The sequence below is a fragment of the Streptomyces yangpuensis genome (assembly GCF_024666385.1).
GTDB lineage: Bacteria > Actinomycetota > Actinomycetes > Streptomycetales > Streptomycetaceae > Streptomyces > Streptomyces yangpuensis.
The window spans coordinates 4,635,960-4,657,636 of the sequence record NZ_CP102514.1 but is presented as its reverse complement, the minus strand read 5'-3'; the positions used below and the strand labels follow the sequence as shown (position 1 = coordinate 4,657,636).

Genomic DNA, 21,677 nt, shown 5'->3' with positions numbered 1-21,677 from the left:
TCAGCTCCCCTCGGTCACAGGCGCCAGGATTTCAGCAAGGTCCCGGCCTACCGGGGCATCGTGCCACGGCCCCATGGCCCGCTCCAGAGCGCTGAGTTCACGAAGCATGCGGGCGGAACGGGTCTCCCCCGCGATCTCGACGACCGAGCGGGCGATCTCGACGGCGTGGTCCGGCTGCCGGGACTCGGCCGCCACGGTCGCCCGTCGGGCGAGGTACACACCCCGGTCCCGGCGAGCGGTCGACGGGACACCGTCGAGGACCTGTGCCCACAGAGCTTCGGCCTCCCGTCCGAGCCCGAGTCTGCCGTAGCAGGTCGCGCGCTGGACCTCCAGATATCCCGGTGTCCTACGACAGGCGTTGCCCCACGGCAGGTCGTCGTCGACACGGGAGAGGAGCCCGGCCGCAGTGTCGATGAGCTGATCGACCGACGTCCGGTCGCCCATGAGGCTGGCCCCGTGGGCCTGCTGCTGCATCGCCATGATCCGCACCTTGGGAAAGAGCCGGTCCGATCCGTCGAGAACGGCTTCACAGAGATCGATGACTCCATGCCCATCACCGAGATCCGTACGGACGTGTGCCTGGTTCACCAGGCTGTAGCCGATCAGGTGAGGATCACGCGATCGGACCGCGATCTCCTGCGTCACCCCTCGCCAGAACGTGGCAGCCGCCAGATCGCCCGCGTCCTGGTACAACCACCCGACCAGCGCGGCATAGGCGGCCCCGGCTCGGAGCAGACCGCGCCGTACCTCGCCCCTCGCGGAGCGGACCAGCTTGTCGATCAGCTGATACTGCGCGCTCACCGTGCCGATCAGATCGTGGGGCCCCAGGAACATGTCGGCCCGATAATGCCCTTCGAGTTGCTGCTCGAAGTAGTCGATGAGGGCGGGATCGACGTGCTGACTCGAGGTCGGCCCCGTGACGAGTGCCGCAGCGGTGGCGGATACGAACTGTCTACGGTTCACGTCGTCCTCGTGCAGCGCCTCGGTGCGGATCCAGCCTGCCGGCACGGTGAACCCGAGTTCCTCGGGCCAGCGCCCGAGCGCATGGTGGAGCACCATGGCGGTTTCTCCCGGCGGCCAACCGGGGCGCTCGCCCTCCCACCTCCGCCAAGTCCGCGGCGACACCTCGAAGTGCCGGTCGTCGAGAAGCCGTTTCCCACACTCGGAGAGGCTCCTGGCGGCTTGGTCCACCGTCCGCCAGCCGGCCCGGAGCCTCGCCGCTCGGAGTGCGTCGTTTCGGGCGCCCATGGCCCCAGCATGAGGCGTCATCACGCCTGTTCCCAGCCGTGGCCACACCCTGGCCACAGGTGGCCGCGCGATGGCCTATCCGTCCGTCTTCGCGGCAGCCCATCATCGCGGCATGACGATGAAGAGCGCAGGCGACCGCCCCCAGGAGGGCCCCAGCCCCGAACTGCTCGCCCGCGCAGACGCGGGGTGGGAGCGTTTCCTCCGCGCAGCACACGGGCAGGCGGCGCCCTCCGATGGCTGATCGCTACGAGTACGTACCGCACCCACTGCTGCGGCAGCGCGTGCGCGATGTGGCGAGTGGCGTCGAGGGCGAGCTGATGGCCGTGATCAACGAGGACGTCTCGAACTCGGCCCACCCCCACTGGATGGAGCTGGCCTACATCCGCGGCCCTTCCGGCCGTGAGTTCTCCACGTCGGTCGCCAACATCCAGTCGACCGAATTCCACCCGAGCCAATACACCTGACCAGCTCAGACGAGCCACAGACACCCCGACGGGCACGGAACGGAAGGCGCGGCGGTGGTGTCGCGGGGCGGGAGTGGGAAGCGCGGGGATGGTGTGGGGGAGCGGGAGCCGGCGGGGCCTTGGTCAGTGACGCGTATGGGGGTTTTCCGTCAGTCCCATCGTCTCTCCGTGTCGTGCCGGTCCGTCAAGGGCGCTCCTTCGTCGCGTCGCTTCGCGATGTCGCTGCGCTCCACCCTTGACCGACCGTCCCGCCCCGGAAATCCGAAAGACTGCCGGGAAACCCCCAAAGGAACGGGCCGGGAGCAGAAAGACACAGACGAGGCGGTGCGCCGCGCGGGCGAAGCCCGGAGCGCCCCCAATCGCTACGCGCTCCTCTCGAAAGGCGTCTGCGAGCCTCTTGGGCTGGGCATAAGCCGCCCACATTCGCTACGCGCTCCTGCCTGACGGCGTCTGCGAGTCCCTGTGGCTGGTCATAGGCCGCCATCGATCGCTACGCGCTTCTCGATCACGCGTCCGCAGACCGTCTGGGGCCGGTCATAGGCCGCAGAGGCCGGAATCGCCTCCCAGGGACGGCCCGTGGAGGCTGTCGCGGGGAGGAAAGGCGCCGGATGACGGCTGAGACGAACCCAATCCGGGCCTGGGAGGGCGGGCGCCTCAAGGAGGCGTCAATATGCCCTAATTGTACCCATCTGGGCGTGTGGATGGGATCTCACGGTGGCCCTGACGGGGATTGAGTTCGGCTGAGCCGATGGATCGGCGTTTCGGACCTCTCATTCGCCCCGATCAACCCCCGCCGGGGGCGGACGCCGTCTCGGAGGAGCGTGTGACGCTCGATGGCGGCCCATGACCGACCACAGAGACTCGCAGTCGCGCGATCGAGAAGCGCGTAGCGAATGTGGGCGGCTTATGACCAGCCCCAAGGGACCGCAGACGCCGTCTCCGTGAAGCGCGTAGCGAATGTGGGCGGCCTATGACCAGCCACAGGGACTCGCAGACGCCTCCCGGCAGGAGCCCGTAGCGATTTGTGGCGGCCTACGACCAGCCACAGGGACTCGCACTCGCCGTCTCCGAGGAGCGCGTAGCGAATTTGGGCGGCCTATGTCCAGCCCAAGGGGCTCGCAGACGCCGTCGGGCGGGAGCGCGTAGCGATTGGGGGCGTACCGGGCTTCGCCCGCGCAGGGCACCGCCCTTAGGTGTCTTGCTCCCCCGGCCCGTCCTTTTGGGGGTTTCCCGGCAGTCTTTCGGATTTCCGGGGCGGGACGGTCGGTCAAGGGGGGCCGAAGGCCCTCGCGAAGCGACGCGACGAAGGAGCGCCCTTGACGGACCGGCACGACACGGAGAGACGATGGGACTGACGGAAAACCCCCATACCGTCACTGACCAAGGCCCCACCGGCTCCCGCTCCCCCACACCGCCCCCGCGCTTCCCGCTCCTGCCCCGCGACACCACCGCCCCCACACCACCGCCGCCCCTTCCGCCCCCGCCCCGCCGCGCCTTTCGCCCCGCCCCACCGCCGCGCCTTCCGCCCCCGCCCCGCCGCGCCTGCCGCCCCCACACCACCGCCGCGCCTTCAGGCTCCGTCCCGCCGTCCCACCCCGCCCGCAGCCACCGCCCCGGAGGGCGGGGCCGCGGGGGTGGGGCGCCGCCCGAGGAGACCCCCGTACTCCTCAGAGGTATTCGCGGGCGAACTCCACCGCCCACTCGATCGCGGCCACCGGGACGCTGCCCGCCGCGGGGTCGATGGTCAGGCGGGCGTCCTCCCAGCCCTGGCCGTGCTCACGGAAGATCGCGAAGTGGCCCTCCTCCAGGGTCCCCTCCGGCCTGACCAGGAACTCGATCGCCCGGTCGTCGCCATCCGTGCCGACCGTGGTGATCGCCATGTCACCGACTACGAACTCCACTGCCCCGCGCTCCTTGGTTGCCGCCGTTCAGGCATCACTCGCCCTGGTTCAGGACTCCAGCCTCCCCCGCGGACCGGGCGGCCGCATGAGTGCGCGTACTCAGCCCGGGTACTCAGCCCGCGTACTCAGCCCGGGTACCCGGTCACCCCGCGTCCCCCGCGACCCTCCTCAAGGTGACGAGGGCAACACGCAGCAGTTCGGCGCCGTCGGGCTCACCCATTCCGCAGGCCGGAGCGCGGCCGCGGCCCAGGATTCCAAGGGAAGAGCGCACCCCCACCCACCCATCCCGCCAAACGGGACAAAACCACCTTCGAGTCTCCCTGCGAAAACGCCGGTCGACCCCGCACCCGGGCCCGTAAGCTCCCGTCATGCAGGTGATCCAGTCAACGAAACTCGCCAATGTCTGTTACGAGATCCGCGGCCCCGTGCTCGAAGAGGCCATGCGACTCGAAGCAGCAGGTCATCGCATCCTCAAGCTCAACACGGGCAACCCCGCGGCCTTCGGCTTCGAGTGCCCGCCGGAGATCCTCGAGGACATGCTCCGCAACCTGGGCTCCGCCCACGGATACGGCGACGCGAAGGGCCTGCTGTCCGCGCGCCGCGCGGTCATGCAGCACTACCAGACCAAGGGCATCGACCTGGACGTCGAGGACATCTACCTCGGCAACGGCGTCTCCGAGCTGATCACGATGTCGATGCAGGCGCTGCTCGACGACGGCGACGAGGTCCTGGTCCCGGCGCCGGACTACCCGCTGTGGACGGCCTCCGTCTCCCTGGCCGGCGGCACGGCCGTGCACTACCGCTGCGACGAGCAGTCCGACTGGATGCCGGATCTCGCCGACATCGAGCGCAAGATCACCGACCGCACCAAGGCGATCGTGATCATCAACCCGAACAACCCGACCGGCGCCGTCTACGACGAGGAGATGCTGCGCGGTCTGACGGACATCGCGCGCCGTCACAACCTGATGGTCTGCTCGGACGAGATCTACGACCGGATCCTCTACGACGGCACCAAGCACTACAACACCGCCGCCATCGCCCCGGACGTCCTGACGCTGACCTTCAACGGCCTGTCGAAGAACTACCGGGTCGCCGGCTACCGGGCCGGCTGGATGGCGGTGTGCGGCCCCAAGAGCCACGCCACCGACTACATCGAGGGCCTCACGATCCTCGCGAACATGCGCCTGTGCGCGAACATGCCCTCGCAGCACGCGGTGGCCACCGCGCTCGGCGGCCGGCAGTCCATCGAGGACCTGGTCCTGCCCGGCGGGCGGATCCTGGAACAGCGCAACGTCGCCCACGATCTGCTGACCCAGATCCCGGGCGTCACCTGCGTGAAGCCGAAGGGCGCGCTGTACGCCTTCCCGAGGCTGGATCCGGCCGTCTACAAGATCAAGGACGACCGTCAGATGGTCCTGGACCTGCTGCGGGCCGAGAAGATCATGGTCGTGCACGGTACGGGCTTCAACTGGCCCGAGCCCGACCACTTCCGGATCGTGACCCTGCCCAACGCCAAGGACCTGGCCGACGCCGTGACCCGGATCGGGAACTTCCTGGACGGCTACAGCCAGGCCTGAGGCGGTTCCGGACGAGGTCCGGGCCGTCGGCCGAGCGAACATACTCGGCCAACAACAGGATCGAACTCAAAATTAGAACCAATCCAATGTAGGATGGTCTCCTGACCATGCAGGAGGCCATCTCATGTACGAGCCGATCCGCACCAAGCCGGTCGTCCAGCGGATGGGCGGCACCACGGTCGACTACCCCCACAGCAGCCGGGGCGAAGCGCTGGACATCCAGCTCGCAGGCCACCTCGCGGCCCTGCTCGCCGTCACCGACGAACTCGGGCTCGACGAGGCCGCCGCCGGGATCGCCGCCCAGGTCGCCCGGCTGCGCGGGGCCCAGCCCGCCCGGGCGCCCCAGGGTCCCGCGGGGGACGCCGCCGCGCTGCACCGGCGCGCACACGACCTCGCGGCCCGCGCACTCCTCGTCGCCGCGTCCCGCGCCGACACCACCGTCGCGATCCTCGCCGCCGAGCGCATGGACGCGCACGCCGCCGCCCTGGAGTCCCTGGACCTGGCCGGCGCCCTCTAGACGGCCCCGGTCCGGGGCCGCGGAGGCTCCGGACCGGGCGCCATACCCCCCGACGACCCTGCGGACTACCCCGCGGACGACCTGCGGACGACCCCTCCGGGGCCCCTCCGGGGCCGCTCCGCCGCTCGCCGTGCGGCCAATGAATTGGACAGATCCCGGCGCTCCGAACACGATGTTGGCTGAAACATCGCGGCAGCACGGGGGAGGCCGCTCGAATGACCATCTCCTCCACTCCGCTTCGTCCCCGATCGAGCACCCTGGAGAGATGCGCCCATGAGCTTCGGCGATCCGAACAACCCCTACGGCCAGCAGCCCCCGCAGGGCCAGCCCGGCTACGGCCAGCAGGCCCCGCAGGGCGTCCCCCCGCAGTACGGCTACCCGCAGCAGCCGGCGCCGGGCGCGGCCCCGCAGTACGGCTACCCGCAGCAGACCCCGCCGCCGGCGCAGTACGGCGCGTACCCGCCCCCGGGCATGCCCGGGATGCCCGCCGGGATGCCGCCGCTGGCCCACTGGGGCCTGCGCGTCGGCGCGTACCTGCTCGACATGCTGATCATCGCCGGCCCGATGTACGCGCTGATCGGCCTCGGCGCGGCGTTCGCCGGCGACGAGACGGGCGACTCGATCGCCGGTGTCTTCGGCCTGATCGGCATGCTGTACGCCTTCGGCATGGCCATCTTCCAGCTGTACAAGGAAGGCACCACCGGCCAGACCATCGGCAAGAAGATCGTCGGCATCAGCCTGCACCGTGAGGCCGACGGCGCGACGCTCGGCTTCGGCATGGCCTTCGTCCGCAAGCTGGCGCACGCCCTGGACAGCCTCTCCTGCTACCTCGGCTGGCTGTGGCCGCTGTGGGACGCCAAGAAGCAGACCTTCGCCGACAAGGTGTGCAGCACCGTGGTCGTCAAGGTGAACAGCAACGGCTGACGGGCACCCGCCCCTTCGGCTACGGAAGCCCCGGTGCCGGGGTCGGCTGCGTGAACTCCGCGCCGGCGACCCCGCACCAGGGCACCGTGGCCACCGGCCACACCGGGCCGACCGCCTCCCCGTACTCGGTCGCGCCCGGGGCCACGCCCGGGATCCGCACCAGCGCCTGGGCGGCCCGCCGCCCGGGATCGGCCTCGGCCCGGTCGCGGAACTCCACCGTCACGACGTACGCGCCGATCCCCTCGGCCCGCCCGGTCGCCTCGACCGCGGCCACCACCCGCCGACTGGCCGGATCGACACGGCAACCGGTGACCCGTACGTCCTCCGCCGCCGCCCGCGGCGGCGCCTGCTGCGGTTCACCGCCGCTCGCCCACACGTAAAGGCCCAGCGGGGCGAACACCAGCAGTCCGGCGACCGTCACCAGACCGACCAGCCAGCCCTGCCACTTCAACGCGCTCACGCCCATGCCCCCGATCCTCCCGGGCGGCCGCCCCGCCCACCAGCACCCGCGAACTCACACAGCATTTCGAAGTGGGACCGCCTGGACACCTGACGTTCACTCAAGAGGGCGCGGAATGTGGGTTTCCGTGAGCACGCTGCACCCGTGAGACGCATCCTGGGAATCGCCCTGGGCCTCCTCCTGATCGGCGGCGTGCTCTACGTCGCACTGCAGGGGCAGAATCGCCCGGAATCCACGGCAACGAAGACCGTGCGCGGCGTCATCGGTTCGGAGAAGTCCGAATTCTTCCGCGACCCTGACGTCGTCAAGGCCCTTGCAGACAAGGGCTACATCGTGAAGACGGAGACCTCGGGCTCCTGGGCGATGGACCAACTCGCCCTCAAGGAATTCGACTTCGCCTTCCCCGGCAGCAGTGAACCCGCCAAGGAGGTCGCGGCGGCCGCCGGGCTCAAGGGAGCCCAGGAGACCAGGCCCTTCTACTCCCCGCTCGTCGTGATCGCCCGCCCGGGCGCCGCGCAGGTACTGGCCGCCGGCGGCCTGGCCACCATGACCGGCAAGAACTCCGGGACCCTGCTGATGGGCCCCTTCCTCAAGGCCGCCGCCGAGGACCGCACCTGGCAGCAGCTGGCCGGCTCCTCCGCGCACGCCGAGCTGACCGGCACCGTGTTCGTCAAGACCACCGACCCGGCCTCCTCCAACTCCGGCGCGCTCTTCCTCGCCGCCACCTCCAACGTCGTGAACGGCAACACCGTCGTCGCCGACGACGCCGGCATCGAGCGCACCGCGCCCCTGATGCGCAAGCTGATCTCGGTCCAGGGCGCCCTGGAGACCAGCACCGAAGACCCCTTCCGGGCCTTCATCAGCGGCAGCGGCGAACCGCTGATCCTGGTGTACGAGTCCCAGGTCGCCTCGCTGCTGCTGCAGAAGCAGGACCCGGGCGAGATGGTGGTGCTCTACCCGGACACCACCGTGAACACGGCGCACACCTTCGTGCCGCTCAGCGAGGACGCGCGGGAGCTGGGAACGCTCCTCGCCACCGATCCGAAGCTGCGTGAGCTGGCCGTGCTTCGCGGGTTCCGCCCGCAGGACGGCGTGGCCGAGTTCACCGCCGCGACCGCCCCGCACGCCGGCTACCTCAACCCGGGGCTGGCCGGTATCCGCCAGGTCGGCACACCCACCGTCAAGATCCTCACGGCGCTCGCCCAGCGCGCCAAGGGCTAGGGGACGACAGACATGACACTGACACCACCCGAGGACGCCCCGCTCGTCCTCAGCGCTCCCGAGCCCGTGCCCGCCGTCCGCAAGGAGCAGGCCGCCGGACTGGTACCGCTCCAGGACGGCGTCCGCGAGGAGATGGCCCGCCGGGCCGGGGAGTACGTCGGTTCGCTCGCCGGGATCGACGCCCGCTCCCCCGAGTTCGCGCAGCGCATCGGCGAGATCACCGCACTCGGCTCGGCCGACGTCCGCAGCGCCGCCCAGCAGTCCAACCGGATGCTGGAGCGGGCCGTGCGTTCCCTCGGCTCCGACGGCGGCGGCGACGCCCAGGCGCGGGTCGCCGGCTCCCTGGTCGAACTGCGGCGCACGGTCGAGGACCTCGACCCGCGGGACGCTCCCGCCAAGGGGGCCCGCAGGCTGCTCGCGAAGCTGCCGGGCGGCAACCGGTTCCGCGACCACGTGGCGAAGTACGCCTCCTCGCAGACGGCCCTCAACCGGATCGTGGGGGCGCTGCGCAGCGGCCAGGACGAGCTGCGCCGCGACAACGCCGCCCTGCACACCGAGCGTTCCCGGCTGTGGGAGACCATGGGCAGGCTCCAGGAGTACGCCGTCCTCACCGAGGCCCTGGACACCGCCGTCGGGCAGCGGGTCGCCGAGACCGGGCGGACGGACCCGCAGGAGGCCGACGCGCTGCGCGCGGACGTGCTCTTCCCGGTCCGGCAGAAGCACCAGGATCTGCTGACGCAGCTGGCCGTGTGCGCCCAGGGGTATCTGGCGATGGACGTGGTCCGGCGCAACAACGACGAGCTGATCAAGGGTGTCGACCGGGCGGCCACGACCACCGTGTCGGCGCTGCGGGTCGCGGTGATGCTGGCGTCGGCCCTGGACAGCCAGCGGAAGGTGACCGAGCAGGTCAACGCGTTGAAGGGGACCACCGAGGAGCTGATCCGGGGCAACGCGGACATGCTGGCCACGCAGAGCGGCGAGATCCAGCGGATCGCGGCCGATCCGGCGGTGGGCGCGGAGACCCTGCGGACGGCCTTCGGCCAGATCTACCGGACGCTGGACGCGATCGACACCTTCAAGGTGCAGGCGGCGCAGAACATGGCGGCGACGGTGGAGTCCCTCGCCGGTGAGCTGCAGAACGCGTCGGCGTACCTGGCGCGGACGCGGACCGCCGGTGCGTCCGAGGGTGGTGCCCTGTGAGCGCGGCCGGGCGGGCAGGGGCGGCGGCGCAGGCTCAGCGGCGCGTCGGGGCGGCGGCGCAGGCTGCGCCCCGGCCCCCGCGGCCGCGGCGCCGGCGGGTACGGGCGGCCCTGGTGCTCGGCCTCGCCGTGCTCACGGCAGCGACGGCCTGCACCTCCGGCGAGCCCGCCGGGCCCGCGGAGACGGCCTACAAGGAGGGCACGCTGCGGGTGCTGGCCTCCAGTGAGCTCACGGACATGGAGCCGGTCCTGGAGCAGGCCCGCAAGGCGACCGGCGTCACCGTGAAGCTGACGTGGTCGGGGACGCTGGACGCCGCCGAGCAGGTCGCCTCGGGGCAGGCCGACGGCCGGTACGACGCGATCTGGCTGTCCTCCAACGACTACCTGCGGCTGCGGCCCGAGGCCGCCGGGAAGCTCTCCAGCGAGACCCCGGTGATGTCCTCGCCGGTGGCCCTCGGTGTGAAGCCGGAGGCGCTGGCCCGGCTCGGCTGGAAGTCCGGTGAGGTGACCTGGCCGGCGGTGCACGAGGCGGTCTCGGCCGGGCGGCTGACGTACGGGATGACCGACCCGGTGCGCTCGAACTCCGGTTTCTCAGCGCTGGTCTCGGTGGCCTCGGGGCTGTCGGGGGCGCAGGCGGCGCTGAGCGACGCGGACGTGAAGGCCGCCACGCCGCGGCTGAAGGAGTTCTTCGCCGGGCAGAAGCTGACGTCGGGTTCCTCGGGCTGGCTGGCGACCGCGTACGGCAGGCGCGGGGACGTGGACGCGCTGGTGAACTACGAGTCGGTGCTGCTGTCCATGAACCGTGACGCGAAGGACGGCCGGGCGCCGCTGACGGTGGTCCGGCCGCGCGACGGCGTGGTGACGGCCCACTACCCGCTGACCCTGCTGGCCTCGGCGCCGGCCGGGGCGCGTGACGCGGGCCGGGCGCTGACGGACTGGCTGCGCGGCCCGGAGGCGCAGCGGGCGATCACCGGGCAGACGTTCCGCCGGCCGGTCGCGGCCGGGGTGGCGCCGGCCGCCGGGCTGGACCAGGAGAAGCGGCGCGAGCTGCCGTTCCCCGGTTCGCGTGTCGTCGCCGACGGGCTGCTGGCCAGTTACGAGAACGAGCTGCGCCGGCCCTCGAGGACGGTGTACGTGCTGGACACCTCGGGTTCGATGAGCGACGAGGACCGCATCGGGCGGCTGAGGTCGGCGCTCACCGATCTGACGGGTACCGGGACTTCGGGCACCGGGCGGCGTTTCCGGGACCGTGAGGAGGTGACGCTCCTGCCCTTCGGGTCGAAGGTGAAGGAGGTGAACACGCACGTGGTGGAGCCCGGCAATCCGGGGCCGGCGCTGGACGCCATCCGCCGGGACGTGAAGTCGCTGGAGCCGGACGGGGGTACGGCGATCTACGGCAGCCTGGAGGCGGCGTACGAGCAGCTCGGCAAGGGCGGCACGGATACCTTCACCTCGATCGTGCTGATGACGGACGGCGAGAACACCGAGGGCGTGGGGGCGAAGCACTTCGACTCCTTCTACGCGAAGCTGCCCGAGGCGCAGAAGCGGACGCCGGTCTTCGCCGTGCTGTTCGGCGATTCGGACCGCAAGGAACTCACCCACATCACCGAGCTGACCGGCGGGCGGCTCTTCGATGCCACCGGCGGGAACAGCTCGCTGGCCGGAGCCTTCGAGGAGATCCGTGGCTACCAGTAGGGCGACCGGGGTCCTGAGGTACCTGGAGTCGCGGAAGAACCTGGCCGGCTCCGCCTGCGGCATGGCCGGGCTGGCCCTCACCCTGGCCGGGGTGGCCGGTGCGTACTGGCCGGTGGTGGTCGCCGGGCTGTACGGGGCGGGTGCGCTGATCGCCCCGCCGGAGCGGACGGCGCCGCCGCCCTTCGATCCGCGGGAGGAGCTCGGCGTGCTGCGCGAGGACTTCGGGCGGCTGCGGGGGTATGCCGACGGGGTGGAGCTGCCGTCGGGGGCCGGGGAGGTGCTGGCGGAACTGCTGGAGCTGTACGGGGCGCTGCTGGAGCCGGGGTGGGTGGCCGAGGTGCTGGCCGCCGACCCGGAGGCGGTGCACGTGGTGTCGCGTGGGGTCCGCCGGGACGTGCCGGAGAGCGTGGACGCGTACAACCGGACGCGCTGGTGGAGCCGGATGGCGCCGGGCGGGGAGTCTCCGGAGCGGCATCTGGAGCGGCAGCTGGGGCTGCTGCGCGAGGAGGCGCGACGCGTAACGGCGGGCCTCCACGAGGTGGAGGCCCGCCGTCAGCAGACGCACACGACCTACCTGGAGGAGCGCGAACGCTCCTGACCGGGCAGGTCGGTGCTGCGGTGGGCGCCGCTTGGTCGGGGGCTCCCACAGCGGTGGGACGCCGCTTGGTCGGGGGCTCCCACGTTCATCGGCCCTTGTTCAGGGCGTGCCCTTCTTCAGGGCGTGTCCCGGCTCAGCCCAGGCGCTCCACGAGGGCGTGGTACTGGTCCCACAGCTCCTTGGGGGTGTGGTCGCCGTAGGTGCCCAGGTGCTCGGGGACCAGGGCAGCCTCCTCGCGCCAGACCTCCTTGTCGACGGTGAGGAGGAAGTCGAGGTCCTCGGCCGGGAGGTCGAGGCCGTCGAGGTCGAGGGAGTCCTTGGTCGGCAGGATGCCGATGGGGGTCTCGACGCCCTCGGCGGTGCCGTCGAGGCGGCCGACGATCCACTTCAGGACGCGGCTGTTCTCGCCGAAGCCGGGCCACACGAACTTGCCCGCGTCGTTCTTGCGGAACCAGTTCACGTAGTAGATCTTCGGGAGCTTGGCGGCGTCCGCGGAGGCGCCGACCTTGACCCAGTGGGCCATGTAGTCGCCCATGTTGTAGCCGCAGAACGGCAGCATGGCGAAGGGGTCGCGGCGCAGCTCGCCGACCTTGCCCTCGGCGGCGGCGGTCTTCTCGGAGGCGATGTTCGAGCCGATGAAGACGCCGTGGTTCCAGTCGAAGGACTCGGTGACCAGCGGCACGGCGGAGGCGCGGCGGCCGCCGAAGAGGATCGCGGAGATCGGGACGCCCTTGGGGTCCTCCCACTCGGGGGCGATCGTCGGGCACTGGGAGGCCGGGACGGCGAAGCGGGCGTTGGGGTGGGCGGCCGGGGTCTCGGACTCCGGGGTCCAGTCGTTGCCCTTCCAGTCGGTCAGGTGGGCGGGCGCCTCTTCGGTCATGCCCTCCCACCAGACGTCGCCGTCGTCGGTGAGCGCGACGTTGGTGAAGACGGTGTTGGCGTACATGGTCTTCATGGCGTTGGCGTTGGTGTGCTCGCCGGTGCCGGGGGCGACGCCGAAGAAGCCGGCCTCGGGGTTGATCGCGTAGAGGCGGCCGTCCTCGCCGAAGCGCATCCAGGCGATGTCGTCGCCGATGGTCTCGACCGTCCAGCCGGGGATCGTGGGCTCCAGCATGGCGAGGTTGGTCTTGCCACAGGCGGACGGGAACGCGGCGGCGACGTAGCGGGCCTCGCCCTGCGGCGGGGTGAGCTTGAGGATCAGCATGTGCTCGGCGAGCCAGCCCTCGTCCCGGGCCATGACGGACGCGATCCGCAGGGCGTAGCACTTCTTGCCGAGGAGGGCGTTGCCGCCGTAGCCGGATCCGTAGGACCAGATCTCACGGGTCTCGGGGAAGTGCGAGATGTACTTGGTGGTGTTGCAGGGCCACGGCACGTCGGCCTCGCCCTCGGCGAGCGGAGCGCCGAGGGTGTGGACGGCCTTGACGAAGAATCCGTCGGTGCCGAGCTCGTCGAGGACGGGCTTGCCCATGCGGGTCATGGTGCGCATGGCGACGGCGACGTAGGCGGAGTCGGTGATCTCGACGCCGATCGCGGAGAGCTCGGAGCCGAGGGGGCCCATGCAGAACGGGACGACGTACATCGTCCGGCCCTTCATGGAGCCGCGGAAGATGCCCTTCTCGCCGGCGAAGATGTCCTTCATCTCGGCCGGGGCCTTCCAGTGGTTGGTCGGGCCCGCGTCCTCCTCCTTCTCGGAGCAGATGTAGGTCCGGTCCTCGACGCGCGCGACGTCGGAGGGGTCGGAGGCGGCGTAGTAGGAGTTCGGGCGCTTCGTCTCGTCGAGCTTCTTGAACGTTCCCTTGGCGACGAGCTCCTCGCACAGGCGCTCGTACTCGCCCTCGGAGCCGTCGCACCAGACGACGCGGTCCGGCTGGGTGAGGGCTGCGATCTCGTCCACCCAGGAGATCAGCTCCTGGTGGGTCGTCGGGACGGTGGGAGCCGCGTTGTCGCGCGCCACGATTGCTCCTTGTTGAGGGGTGTGTTTGGTGTTGGCCCCGTGGGGGCTGCGACCCGGACGCTTCGCGCTCCGCTCATCCGGTGTCGACCGCACTCATCTGATCATCCGGTGGATGTGCGCATATGTCCAGAGGGCCTCTCACGTGAGCATTGCCACGTCCGTCAATCTTCCGTAAAGACGATGGCAAGACGATGCCCGGAAACCTACGGACCCGTAGGTAGCATGGCGCGCATGACTTCCGACGCCGCCGCCGTCCCCACCGCCGAGGCCGCAGCGGCCTCCGAGGCCTCCTTGGTCATCGAGGCCGCAGAGGCCGTCGAGTCCGCGATCGAGACCAAACCGCTGCTGCGCGGCTGGCTCCATCTCGGCATGTTCCCCGCCGTGATCGTCGCCGGCCTCGCGCTGATGGCCTTCACCGACTCGACCCGGGCACGCGTCGCCTGCGGGATCTACATCCTCACCGCCTGCCTGCTCTTCGGCGTCAGCGCGGTCTACCACCGCGGGACCTGGGGCCCGCGCGGCGAAGCCATCCTGCGACGGCTCGACCACGCCAACATCTTCCTGATCATCGCGGGCACCTACACCCCGCTGACCGTCCTGCTGCTCCCGCCCTCCACCGGCCGGACCCTGCTGTGGGCGGTGTGGATCGCGGCCGCGGCCGGCATCGCCTTCCGTGTCTTCTGGGTCGGCGCCCCGCGCTGGCTCTACACCCCCTGCTACATCGCCATGGGCTGGGCAGCCGTCTTCTTCCTCCCCGACTTCATGCGCACCGGCGGCATCGCCGTCCTGGTCCTCGTGATCGTCGGCGGCCTCCTCTACAGCGCCGGCGGCGTCATCTACGGCATGAAGCGGCCCAACCCCTCGCCCCGCTTCTTCGGCTTCCACGAGGTCTTCCACTCCCTGACCCTCGCCGCCTTCATCGCCCACTACGTCGGCATCTCGCTGGCCGCCTACCAGCACTGATCCGGGCAGCGCCGGCGCCGACGCCGCCGGAAGGGGCCCGGCCGCACGCTCGCGGCCGGGCCCCTTCTCCGTTCTCCGGTTCTCCGGTTCTCCGGCTCTCCGTTTGCCGGCGCGTTCAGCAGGCGTATCCGTCGCCGTCCGGGTCCAGCCGCAGCGGATCACTGCCGTTGACCTTCAGGCGCTTCGGATAGTGGTGGGAGGCCAGCCATTCGCAGCGGGCCTTCGTCGTGGCCTTCACCTCGGCCGGGAACCGGGTCGGCACGCACACGTTGGCCGTGCCGTAGTGCCGGTCGCAGCCCGCCACGCTGGGCGCGACCGGGACCGAGTCCCGCTTCGCCGGATTCTTCTTCGCCGGCCCCAGCGCGTCCGCGAAGGTGTGCTCGTGCGCGGACGGCTGCTCCTGGGCGGCCGCCAGGGCCGGCGCACCGCCCAGGTGCACCCACGTCGCGATCGACGGGACACCGTTCGCGTCGACCGCGAAGAGCATGTACCAGCCGGGCGGCGCCAGGTTGGGGTTGCTCGTGACGTTCAGGTCGATGGTGGTGCCGTCCACCGTCATCGGCAGGTCCACGAACCGCTGGTTCGGGTCCGAGGAGTGCGTCACCGCCGCCGGGCGGATCAGTTCCGCCTTGGCGACCGGCCGGTCGACGGTGATCCGCTGCGTGTCCCCATACACCCACTGCGTGTCGATCACCGAGGTGATCCGCGGGCGGGCGCCCTTGAACAGGTACGGCGGCGAGTAGATCGACACGTTGTGGTTGTAGGTGCCGTTGCCCGGGTTGTCGCCCACCGACATGACCCGGCCGTCGGGCATCAGGAACGATGCCGAGTGGTACGTCCTCGGGACCGGGTCGGTGGCCAGACCCGCCTGGTAGCTGTTGGTCGCCGGGTCGAAGAACGAGGCCTCGAAGACCGGGTCGGCCCGGTCGTGCAGCCCGCCGCCGGTCTCCAGCACCTTGCCGTCCGGCAGCAGCACCGCCGACACGTACATCTTGCCCTCGGCGCCGGTCTGCGGCCGCTTCCCGGTGCCGGTGTCCACCAGGCCCTGGGGCAGGTCCGGGCCGGCCGTGTAGGCGGGGCTCGGCTGCTTCAGGTCGATGATGTCGGTGATCCGGTTCGCCGCCGGGTTGCGCTCGTTGTTGCCACCGCCGATGGTCAGGACCCGCTGGTCCTGGGCCGGGGGCAGCAGCACGCTCGCCGACTCGTCCCGCTCGTCCTTGTTGCGCAGGCCCGGCACGTCGGTGATGGTGTTGGCGTCGTAGTCGTAGATCGAGGCGCCCGTGCCCGGGGTGCCGTTGCCGAAGGTGTGGCTGCCCGAGTAGAAGAGCCGCCCGTCCTGCATCAGGATCATCGACGGGTACAGGCCCCAGTACGACCAGGTCTGGTTGACCTCGTTCATCGGCAGCCACTTGTTCTGCGCCGCCGAGAACTTCTCCGCGGTCACATTGCCCGTCGAGTCCTCCTTCAGCCCGCCGAAGGAGATCACGTCACCGTTGCCGAGGATCGTCGCCGACGGGTACCAGTGCCCGCCGTTCATGTCGTTGGTCCTCGTGTACGTCTCGGTGACCGGGTCGAAGGTGTACGAGTCCTTCAGCCCCTGGTAGCCGATCTTCCCGTCGGCCGACGGATAGCCCTTGTTCCCGCTCATCACCAGCACCCGGCCGTCCGACAGCTGCACATGGCCCGCGCAGAACATGTCGACCGGCGTCGGGATCGTCCTGAACGACCCGTTCGCCGGATCGTAGACGGCGGAGGTGAAGGTGCCCGCGTTGAACTGCGCGATGTCGTTGCCCGAGCCCGCGATCAGCAGGACCTTGCCGTTCTTCAGGACGACCGCGTGCATCGAACGCACCGGGTTCTGCGCCGGGATCACCTGCCACCTGCCCTTGGCGCACTCCTCCGCCGTGCCCGAACAGGCCGGCTGCGGCGGGGCCGCACCCACCTCCTCCAGCGCGTAGTCGTCCGTGGTGAGCGTGCCCACCCCGTACACCGACAGACCCCAGGCGATCTTGTCCGTGTTGGGCGGAACCACCGGGGTACGGACCTCCGTACGCGCCCACCCGGCACTGACGGGCGGGTTCTGCAGGTCGGTCCAGTACTGCCAGCCCGACGTCGTGTCGCGGCGGAACACCGTCACCGACACGTCCGGGGTGTTGGACTTGTACCAGGCCGACAGGTCGTACTGCCGGCCCGGCGTGACCGTCGGCGCGCACGTGGTGTTCTCGGTGACCAGCGCCTTGCGGTCACCGTCCACCCGACGGGTCAGGGACACCCGCATCGCCTTCGTGCCGCTGTGCGCGTCGGACACGGTCGCGAAGGTGAAGTCGTTGTCGCCCCAGCCGGACTTCGACCAGCAGGACGGCATGTCGGAGCCGGCGGTGCCGGCGGTCTCGAAACCGGGATTGGACAGCAGATTGGGCGGACCGGCCGTCGCCTGCTGCGGTGCGGTGAGCAGCAGACCCGTGGTCATCGCCCCGACGGCGAGCAGTGCGGCACGCCGCCCCGCCCTCCGCCGGAAGGTCGGACGCATGGAAAGGTTCCTTTCTGTGCGGCTCGATCTGTGGTGCGGCTCAACTCCTGGTACGGCTCAACTCAGGGGCGGCTCAACTCCTGGTGTGGCGCCCCGGCTCGGCCGGGGACGTACGGCGCGGCAGATAGACCAGGGCCTCGGTGGCGGCGAACCGCAGCACGAAGGTGGTCACCAGCGCGAGTGCGGTGGCGGGCAGCACCCCCATGCCCAGCTGGGCGACGAACACCGCGATCAGCGGGATCCGCAGCAGCAGATCGGCGTTGGCGAGCAGCGCGAACCGGCCCACCCGGTCCGCCCAGTGCCGGTGTCTGCGCCGCTCACGGAAGAGCAGGACCTCGATGAGGACGAAGTTCCACAGCACCCCGGCCTGGTTCGCGACGATCTCCGCCGGCAGGTAGTGCATCCCCGCGCCGGTGAGCAGCCACAGCGCCAACAGGTTCGGCACGAAGCCGGTGAGACCGATCAGCCCGAAGCCGATCATGCGCGCGAGCGGGGCCGCGGACCGCAGCGAGGCGAGGTGCGCCAGGAACCGCAGGCCCTCACGGGCCGTGGACTTCGATTCCCCCGCGAAGCGCTCCTGGAAGACGAACGGCACCTCCGCCACCGGGGCCGGACGGCAGCGCACCGCCAGCTCCAGCAGGATCTTGTAGCCGAGCGGCCTCAGTGCCCCGTCGGTCACCGCCGAGCGGCGCATCGCGAAGAACCCGCTCATCGGATCGCTGATCCCGCGCAGCGCACGCGGGAAGAGCCCCTTGGCCAGCCACGTCGCGGCGCGCGACACCGCGACGCGGTAGCTCCCGGCGAGCCCGGCCCGGCTGCCGCCGCTGACGTAGCGGGAGGCGACCACGAGATCGGCGCCGGTGCGCTCGCCCTCGCCGACGAGCTCCGGAACCAGGTGCGGCGGATGCTGCAGGTCGGCGTCCATCACGACGATCCAGTCGCTGCCCGCCCGCCGGATCCCCTCGACGACCGCCCCGCCGAGGCCGCCCTCGGCCACTTCCCGGTGCAGCACCGACACCGGGAAGGGGTGGTCGGCGGCGGCCTTCTCGACGACGGCGGGGGTGTCGTCCGTGGAGTCGTCCACGAACAGCACCTCGCACGGCAGGTCACCGGGGATTGCCCGGCCGAGCCTGCGCAGCAACTCGGCCACGTTCCCGGCCTCGTTGAAAGTCGGGATGATCAGGGTGACGCTGCCGGCCGCACCGTGCGGAGCGCCTCGCTCCGCACCGACCGGGGCCACCGGGGCGCCGGGGGACCACACGTCCTCGCTCATGGCGGCTCAGCTCCCACTCTCGCGGTCGGTGCGGCGTATCTCTATGCGGTCCTCACCCGAACCGAAGACGGCCACCACGGTCGAATGCTCCAGCGCCGCCTTCACCGTGGGCAGGTCCACCGCGTCACGGCGCACCGTGGGCGAGGACACCACGTAGTCGATGTCCCGCCAGCCGCCCGGCAGGGTCCTGGTGACGGCAGGGTCCAGGTCGGCCTTGTAGAACCAGATGGCGCCCGGCCCCGGCTCGAAGCCGTGGTGCACGGCGTCCAGCCAGAGCGCGTCGTCGAGCAGCACCCGCGTGCCCGCCGGATCGGCGACCTCACGGCCGAGCCACGCCGCGGCCTGCCGGTACGGGGCGTTCGCGTCGACCGTGAGCGCGGTGCGGTTCCCCTCGTACCAGCGCGGCAGCACGTACACCGCGGCCGACACGGCCAGTACGCCGAGCACCGCCCGGCGCACCCACAGCCCCGGCCCGCGCCCGCCCGCGGCGCGGCGGCGGCGCAGCACGGCGTGCGTGACGCTGGCCGCGCCGCCCGCCAGGACCAGGGCGAGGAACGGCAGCGCCTGGATCACGTACATCGCCGGCAGGTAGCCGGAGGGCCGCAGCGCGACGACGGCGAGGAGGACGGCGGCGAGCGCCGGGCCGGCCAGCGCGCGGGCGGTGACCGACCGGCGGACGGTGACGATCAGCAGGACGGCGCCGGCCAGGCCGCCGAGCGGGAGGACGGTGTCGTAGTACAGCCAGGACCGGAACACGCCGTTCGAGCCGGAGCCCGGCGTGAGGATGAAGCCGGACCCCTCGCGGCCCATCTGGTAGGTGATGGCGTCGATGAGCGAGACATGGCCGGAGCCGGGCAGCAGCTCGCCGTTGAGCAGGGCGTAGAGCGGGTACGACAGGCCGATCAGCGCACAGGCGGTCACGGCACCGGTGACGGCGAACTTCCGGGTGTCGCGGTGGCTGTGTCGCCACATCGTCACCAGCAGCGCCGGGAGCACCACCAGCATCGTCTCCTTGGTGAGGACGGCGGTGGCGGCGGCCAGCCCGGAGGCGAAGTGGTGCCACAGGTGGCGCCTGGGCGACGCGGCGAGGCAGAACGCCAGCAGCATCCACATCACCGCGATGTTGTCGAGGAAGATCTCCCGCTGCAGGACCACGGACAGCGGCGAGAGCCCGAACAGCGCCATCGCGAGCCCGGCCGCCCAGCGCGGCAGCCACAGCCGGCGCGCCAGCACGTACAGCAGCACCGAGGAGGAGGCGGACACCACGAGCATCGAGAACCGCATCGGTGCGACGGTCATCCACTCCGGGACGAGCAGCGATGGCAGGTACGTCAGGGCCGCCACCTGGATCCAGCCGAGCGGCGGATGGTCGTACCAGTACGTGTAGTGGGCCAGGCCCTCGCCCTGCTGGACCGCCCACGCCTGGGCCAGATAGGTGCCCTCGTCGTCGCTCAGGGTCGGGAAGTTGGTGATGTTCCAGCCCTGGACGGCGACGATCACGAGCAGCAGGGCCCCGCACAGCAGCAGGTCGGGGCGGGAGGAGCGGAAGCGCACGAGCGGGCGGACGGGCGGGGCCGGGCGGCGGCCGAGCCCGCCGGCCGGGGTGAGCCGGGCGGGGCCGGCCGGGGTCTCGGTCCCGGGTCCGGGTCCGGGTCCGGGTCCGGGTCCGGTGCCGGTCTCGGTCCCGGGTCCGGTGCCGGTCTCGGTCCCGGGTCCGGTGCCGGTCTCGGTCCCGGGTCCGGTGCCGGTCTCGGTCCCGGGTCCGGTTTCGGTCCCGGTGCCGGGCCCGGGTCCGGTTCCGGGGGCAGTGGCCGTGGGCAGGGTGGCGGTCACGGGCGGCTGTCCTCTCGGATCGCGGCATCGGTGGAGGAGGCGGAAGAGGCAGATGCGGAGACGGCCGGGACGGTTGTCAGATGGGCGCCGGTGTGGCTGGTCAGCTCCCACTCGTTGCGGCCGCGCTGCTCGCGCCAGACGGCACGGATCGCGGCGCCCGCGAGCATCACTTGGTAGAACGGGCCGCCGAGGACGAGCTTGACGTAGTGCACGAAGCGCACGCGCAGGCCGTACTGCCGGCCGAAGTCGTGCAGGCCGACGATCTCGAAGACGAAGGTCACCATCGCCGTGATCATGGGCAGGAAGGTGATGATCGCGATGCCCACCGGTACGTCGAGGAAGACCGCGACGGCGAAGTTGACCGGGATGATCACACCCGAGGCGGCCTGCATGAACGGCGTCATCAGCGTGTAGCGGGCGAGCCAGCGCTGGCCCCGGCCGGGCAGCTGCCGCCAGTCCTTCTTCCGGTACACCTGGAGGAACCCCTGGTTCCAGCGGGTGCGCTGCTTGAGCAGGCTCACCAGCGAGCCGGGCGTCTCCTCACGGGTCACCATGTCGGAGTCGTAGGCGACGACGACCTTCTTGCCGACCGACGACAGCCGCACCCCGAGGTCGCAGTCCTCGGCCAGGCAGTTCTGGTCCCAGCCGCCCGCCTCGCGCAGCACCTCGGTGCGGACGAAGACGGTGTTTCCGCCCAGCGGGATGAAGCCCTTCTCGGCATGCAGGTGCAGCCGGGAGCGGAACCAGAAGAAGTACTCCAGGCAGTTGCGCAGGCTGTACCAGCTGGAGTGGAAGTTGATCAGCTGCACCCCGCCCTGGACCACGTCGGCTCCGGTGGCACGGAAGGCATGGTCGACATGGGCCAGCAGCTCGGGATGGACCTGGTCCTCGGCGTCGAAGACCCCGACGATGTCACCGCGGCAGGACGGCAGGGCCGTGTTGAGGGCCTTCGGCTTGTTCTTCGTCTCGTGGTGGTCGACGACCACCCGCACCCGGGCCGGCTCGCGGGCCGCTGCCCGCTCGGCGACGGCCGTGGTCTCGGGGTCGTCGTGCCCGACGATCACGATGATCTCGTAGTCGGTGTGACTCGATTCCAGCAGCCGGTCGATGGTGTGCTCCAGCACCGCCTGCTCGTGGCGGGCCGGCAACAGCAGCGAGAAGGCCAGGCGCCCCTCCCCGTCGGGACGGTCGAAGCGCGTGGAGGCCAGCGTCTCGGGGGTCCGCCACGCGTGCATCTGCCACCAGAGCGTGAACGCGGCCATCCAGAAGAGCGCCAGTGAAATCGCAGCAATGAACACAGACGTGTACAAAAGGCCC

The 21,677-nt window shown here is 70.9% G+C and carries 18 protein-coding genes; 10 read left to right on the top strand and 8 right to left on the bottom strand.

Features of this window, described 5'->3' with window-relative positions:
- On the bottom strand, positions 1-1,248 hold the full coding sequence (locus NRK68_RS21410; RefSeq protein ID WP_505514229.1) for an NsdA family TPR-like regulatory protein: 1,248 nt from the start codon (positions 1,246-1,248) through the stop codon (positions 1-3).
- Positions 1,249-1,360: 112 nt separating this feature from the next.
- Between NRK68_RS21410 and NRK68_RS21405 the strand changes: the two genes are divergently transcribed.
- Positions 1,361-1,489: a hypothetical protein gene (locus NRK68_RS21405; RefSeq protein ID WP_257856447.1), complete on the top strand. Its 129-nt coding sequence runs from the start codon at positions 1,361-1,363 to the stop codon at positions 1,487-1,489.
- The gene (locus NRK68_RS21400) at positions 1,482-1,712 is read left to right on the top strand and encodes a hypothetical protein (protein ID WP_183066781.1); all 231 of its coding nucleotides are present in this window, start codon (positions 1,482-1,484) and stop codon (positions 1,710-1,712) included. Before NRK68_RS21405 ends, NRK68_RS21400 begins: the two co-directional genes overlap by 8 nt.
- A 1,667-nt stretch (positions 1,713-3,379) precedes the next feature.
- On the opposite strand, the gene NRK68_RS21395 is transcribed toward NRK68_RS21400, so the two are convergent.
- The gene (locus tag NRK68_RS21395) at positions 3,380-3,613 is read right to left on the bottom strand and encodes a hypothetical protein (protein ID WP_046779095.1); all 234 of its coding nucleotides are present in this window, start codon (positions 3,611-3,613) and stop codon (positions 3,380-3,382) included.
- 368 nt (positions 3,614-3,981) lie between these two features.
- Between NRK68_RS21395 and NRK68_RS21390 the strand changes: the two genes are divergently transcribed.
- From NRK68_RS21390 to NRK68_RS21380, 3 genes are all read left to right on the top strand, one after another.
- A complete protein-coding gene (locus NRK68_RS21390) occupies positions 3,982-5,193 on the top strand; it encodes a pyridoxal phosphate-dependent aminotransferase (protein ID WP_183066782.1) in 1,212 nt (403 codons plus the stop codon).
- Positions 5,194-5,317: 124 nt separating this feature from the next.
- Positions 5,318-5,710: an SCO4983 family protein gene (locus tag NRK68_RS21385; RefSeq protein WP_183066783.1), complete on the top strand. Its 393-nt coding sequence runs from the start codon at positions 5,318-5,320 to the stop codon at positions 5,708-5,710.
- A gap of 273 nt (positions 5,711-5,983) precedes the next feature.
- The gene (locus NRK68_RS21380) at positions 5,984-6,634 is read left to right on the top strand and encodes an RDD family protein (protein ID WP_183066784.1); all 651 of its coding nucleotides are present in this window, start codon (positions 5,984-5,986) and stop codon (positions 6,632-6,634) included.
- 19 nt (positions 6,635-6,653) lie between these two features.
- Here the strand turns inward: NRK68_RS21380 and NRK68_RS21375 are convergent, their stop codons facing one another.
- A complete protein-coding gene (locus NRK68_RS21375; protein WP_183066785.1) occupies positions 6,654-7,094 on the bottom strand; it encodes a hypothetical protein in 441 nt (146 codons plus the stop codon).
- Between the two features lie 144 nt (positions 7,095-7,238).
- On the opposite strand from NRK68_RS21375, the gene NRK68_RS21370 reads away from it, so the two are divergent.
- The 4 genes from NRK68_RS21370 to NRK68_RS21355 all read left to right on the top strand — a co-directional run bounded on the left by NRK68_RS21370 (position 7,239) and on the right by NRK68_RS21355 (position 11,807).
- The gene (locus NRK68_RS21370; protein ID WP_257856446.1) at positions 7,239-8,315 is read left to right on the top strand and encodes a substrate-binding domain-containing protein; all 1,077 of its coding nucleotides are present in this window, start codon (positions 7,239-7,241) and stop codon (positions 8,313-8,315) included.
- A gap of 12 nt (positions 8,316-8,327) precedes the next feature.
- Positions 8,328-9,515 (top strand): toxic anion resistance protein, encoded by a 1,188-nt coding sequence (locus NRK68_RS21365; protein ID WP_257856445.1) that lies wholly within the window; start codon positions 8,328-8,330, stop codon positions 9,513-9,515.
- 110 nt (positions 9,516-9,625) lie between these two features.
- Positions 9,626-11,209, top strand: coding sequence for a substrate-binding and vWA domain-containing protein (locus NRK68_RS21360; protein WP_257857900.1), 1,584 nt, complete (start codon positions 9,626-9,628; stop codon positions 11,207-11,209).
- Positions 11,196-11,807 (top strand): hypothetical protein, encoded by a 612-nt coding sequence (locus NRK68_RS21355; protein ID WP_183066788.1) that lies wholly within the window; start codon positions 11,196-11,198, stop codon positions 11,805-11,807. The genes NRK68_RS21360 and NRK68_RS21355 overlap by 14 nt, the downstream gene beginning before the upstream one ends.
- A 133-nt stretch (positions 11,808-11,940) precedes the next feature.
- Here NRK68_RS21355 and NRK68_RS21350 read toward each other — a convergent pair whose 3' ends face one another.
- On the bottom strand, positions 11,941-13,761 hold the full coding sequence (locus NRK68_RS21350) for a phosphoenolpyruvate carboxykinase (GTP) (protein WP_183066789.1): 1,821 nt from the start codon (positions 13,759-13,761) through the stop codon (positions 11,941-11,943).
- 231 nt (positions 13,762-13,992) lie between these two features.
- Here NRK68_RS21350 and trhA point away from each other — a divergent pair, with 231 nt between their 5' ends.
- The gene (trhA, locus tag NRK68_RS21345) at positions 13,993-14,724 is read left to right on the top strand and encodes a PAQR family membrane homeostasis protein TrhA (protein ID WP_373023628.1); all 732 of its coding nucleotides are present in this window, start codon (positions 13,993-13,995) and stop codon (positions 14,722-14,724) included.
- A 115-nt stretch (positions 14,725-14,839) separates the two neighbouring features.
- Here the strand turns inward: trhA and NRK68_RS21340 are convergent, their stop codons facing one another.
- From NRK68_RS21340 to NRK68_RS21325, 4 genes are all read right to left on the bottom strand, one after another.
- Positions 14,840-17,254, bottom strand: a complete 2,415-nt coding sequence (locus NRK68_RS21340) for a galactose oxidase family protein (RefSeq protein ID WP_257856443.1) — start codon at positions 17,252-17,254, stop codon at positions 14,840-14,842.
- Between the two features lie 73 nt (positions 17,255-17,327).
- Positions 17,328-18,527, bottom strand: a complete 1,200-nt coding sequence (locus tag NRK68_RS21335) for a glycosyltransferase (protein ID WP_183066790.1) — start codon at positions 18,525-18,527, stop codon at positions 17,328-17,330.
- A gap of 6 nt (positions 18,528-18,533) precedes the next feature.
- Positions 18,534-20,081: an ArnT family glycosyltransferase gene (locus NRK68_RS21330; protein ID WP_257857899.1), complete on the bottom strand. Its 1,548-nt coding sequence runs from the start codon at positions 20,079-20,081 to the stop codon at positions 18,534-18,536.
- A 275-nt stretch (positions 20,082-20,356) separates the two neighbouring features.
- Complete coding sequence (locus tag NRK68_RS21325; RefSeq protein ID WP_183066791.1) at positions 20,357-21,670, bottom strand: glycosyltransferase; 1,314 nt, start codon at positions 21,668-21,670, stop codon at positions 20,357-20,359.
- Positions 21,671-21,677: the final 7 nt, after the last annotated feature.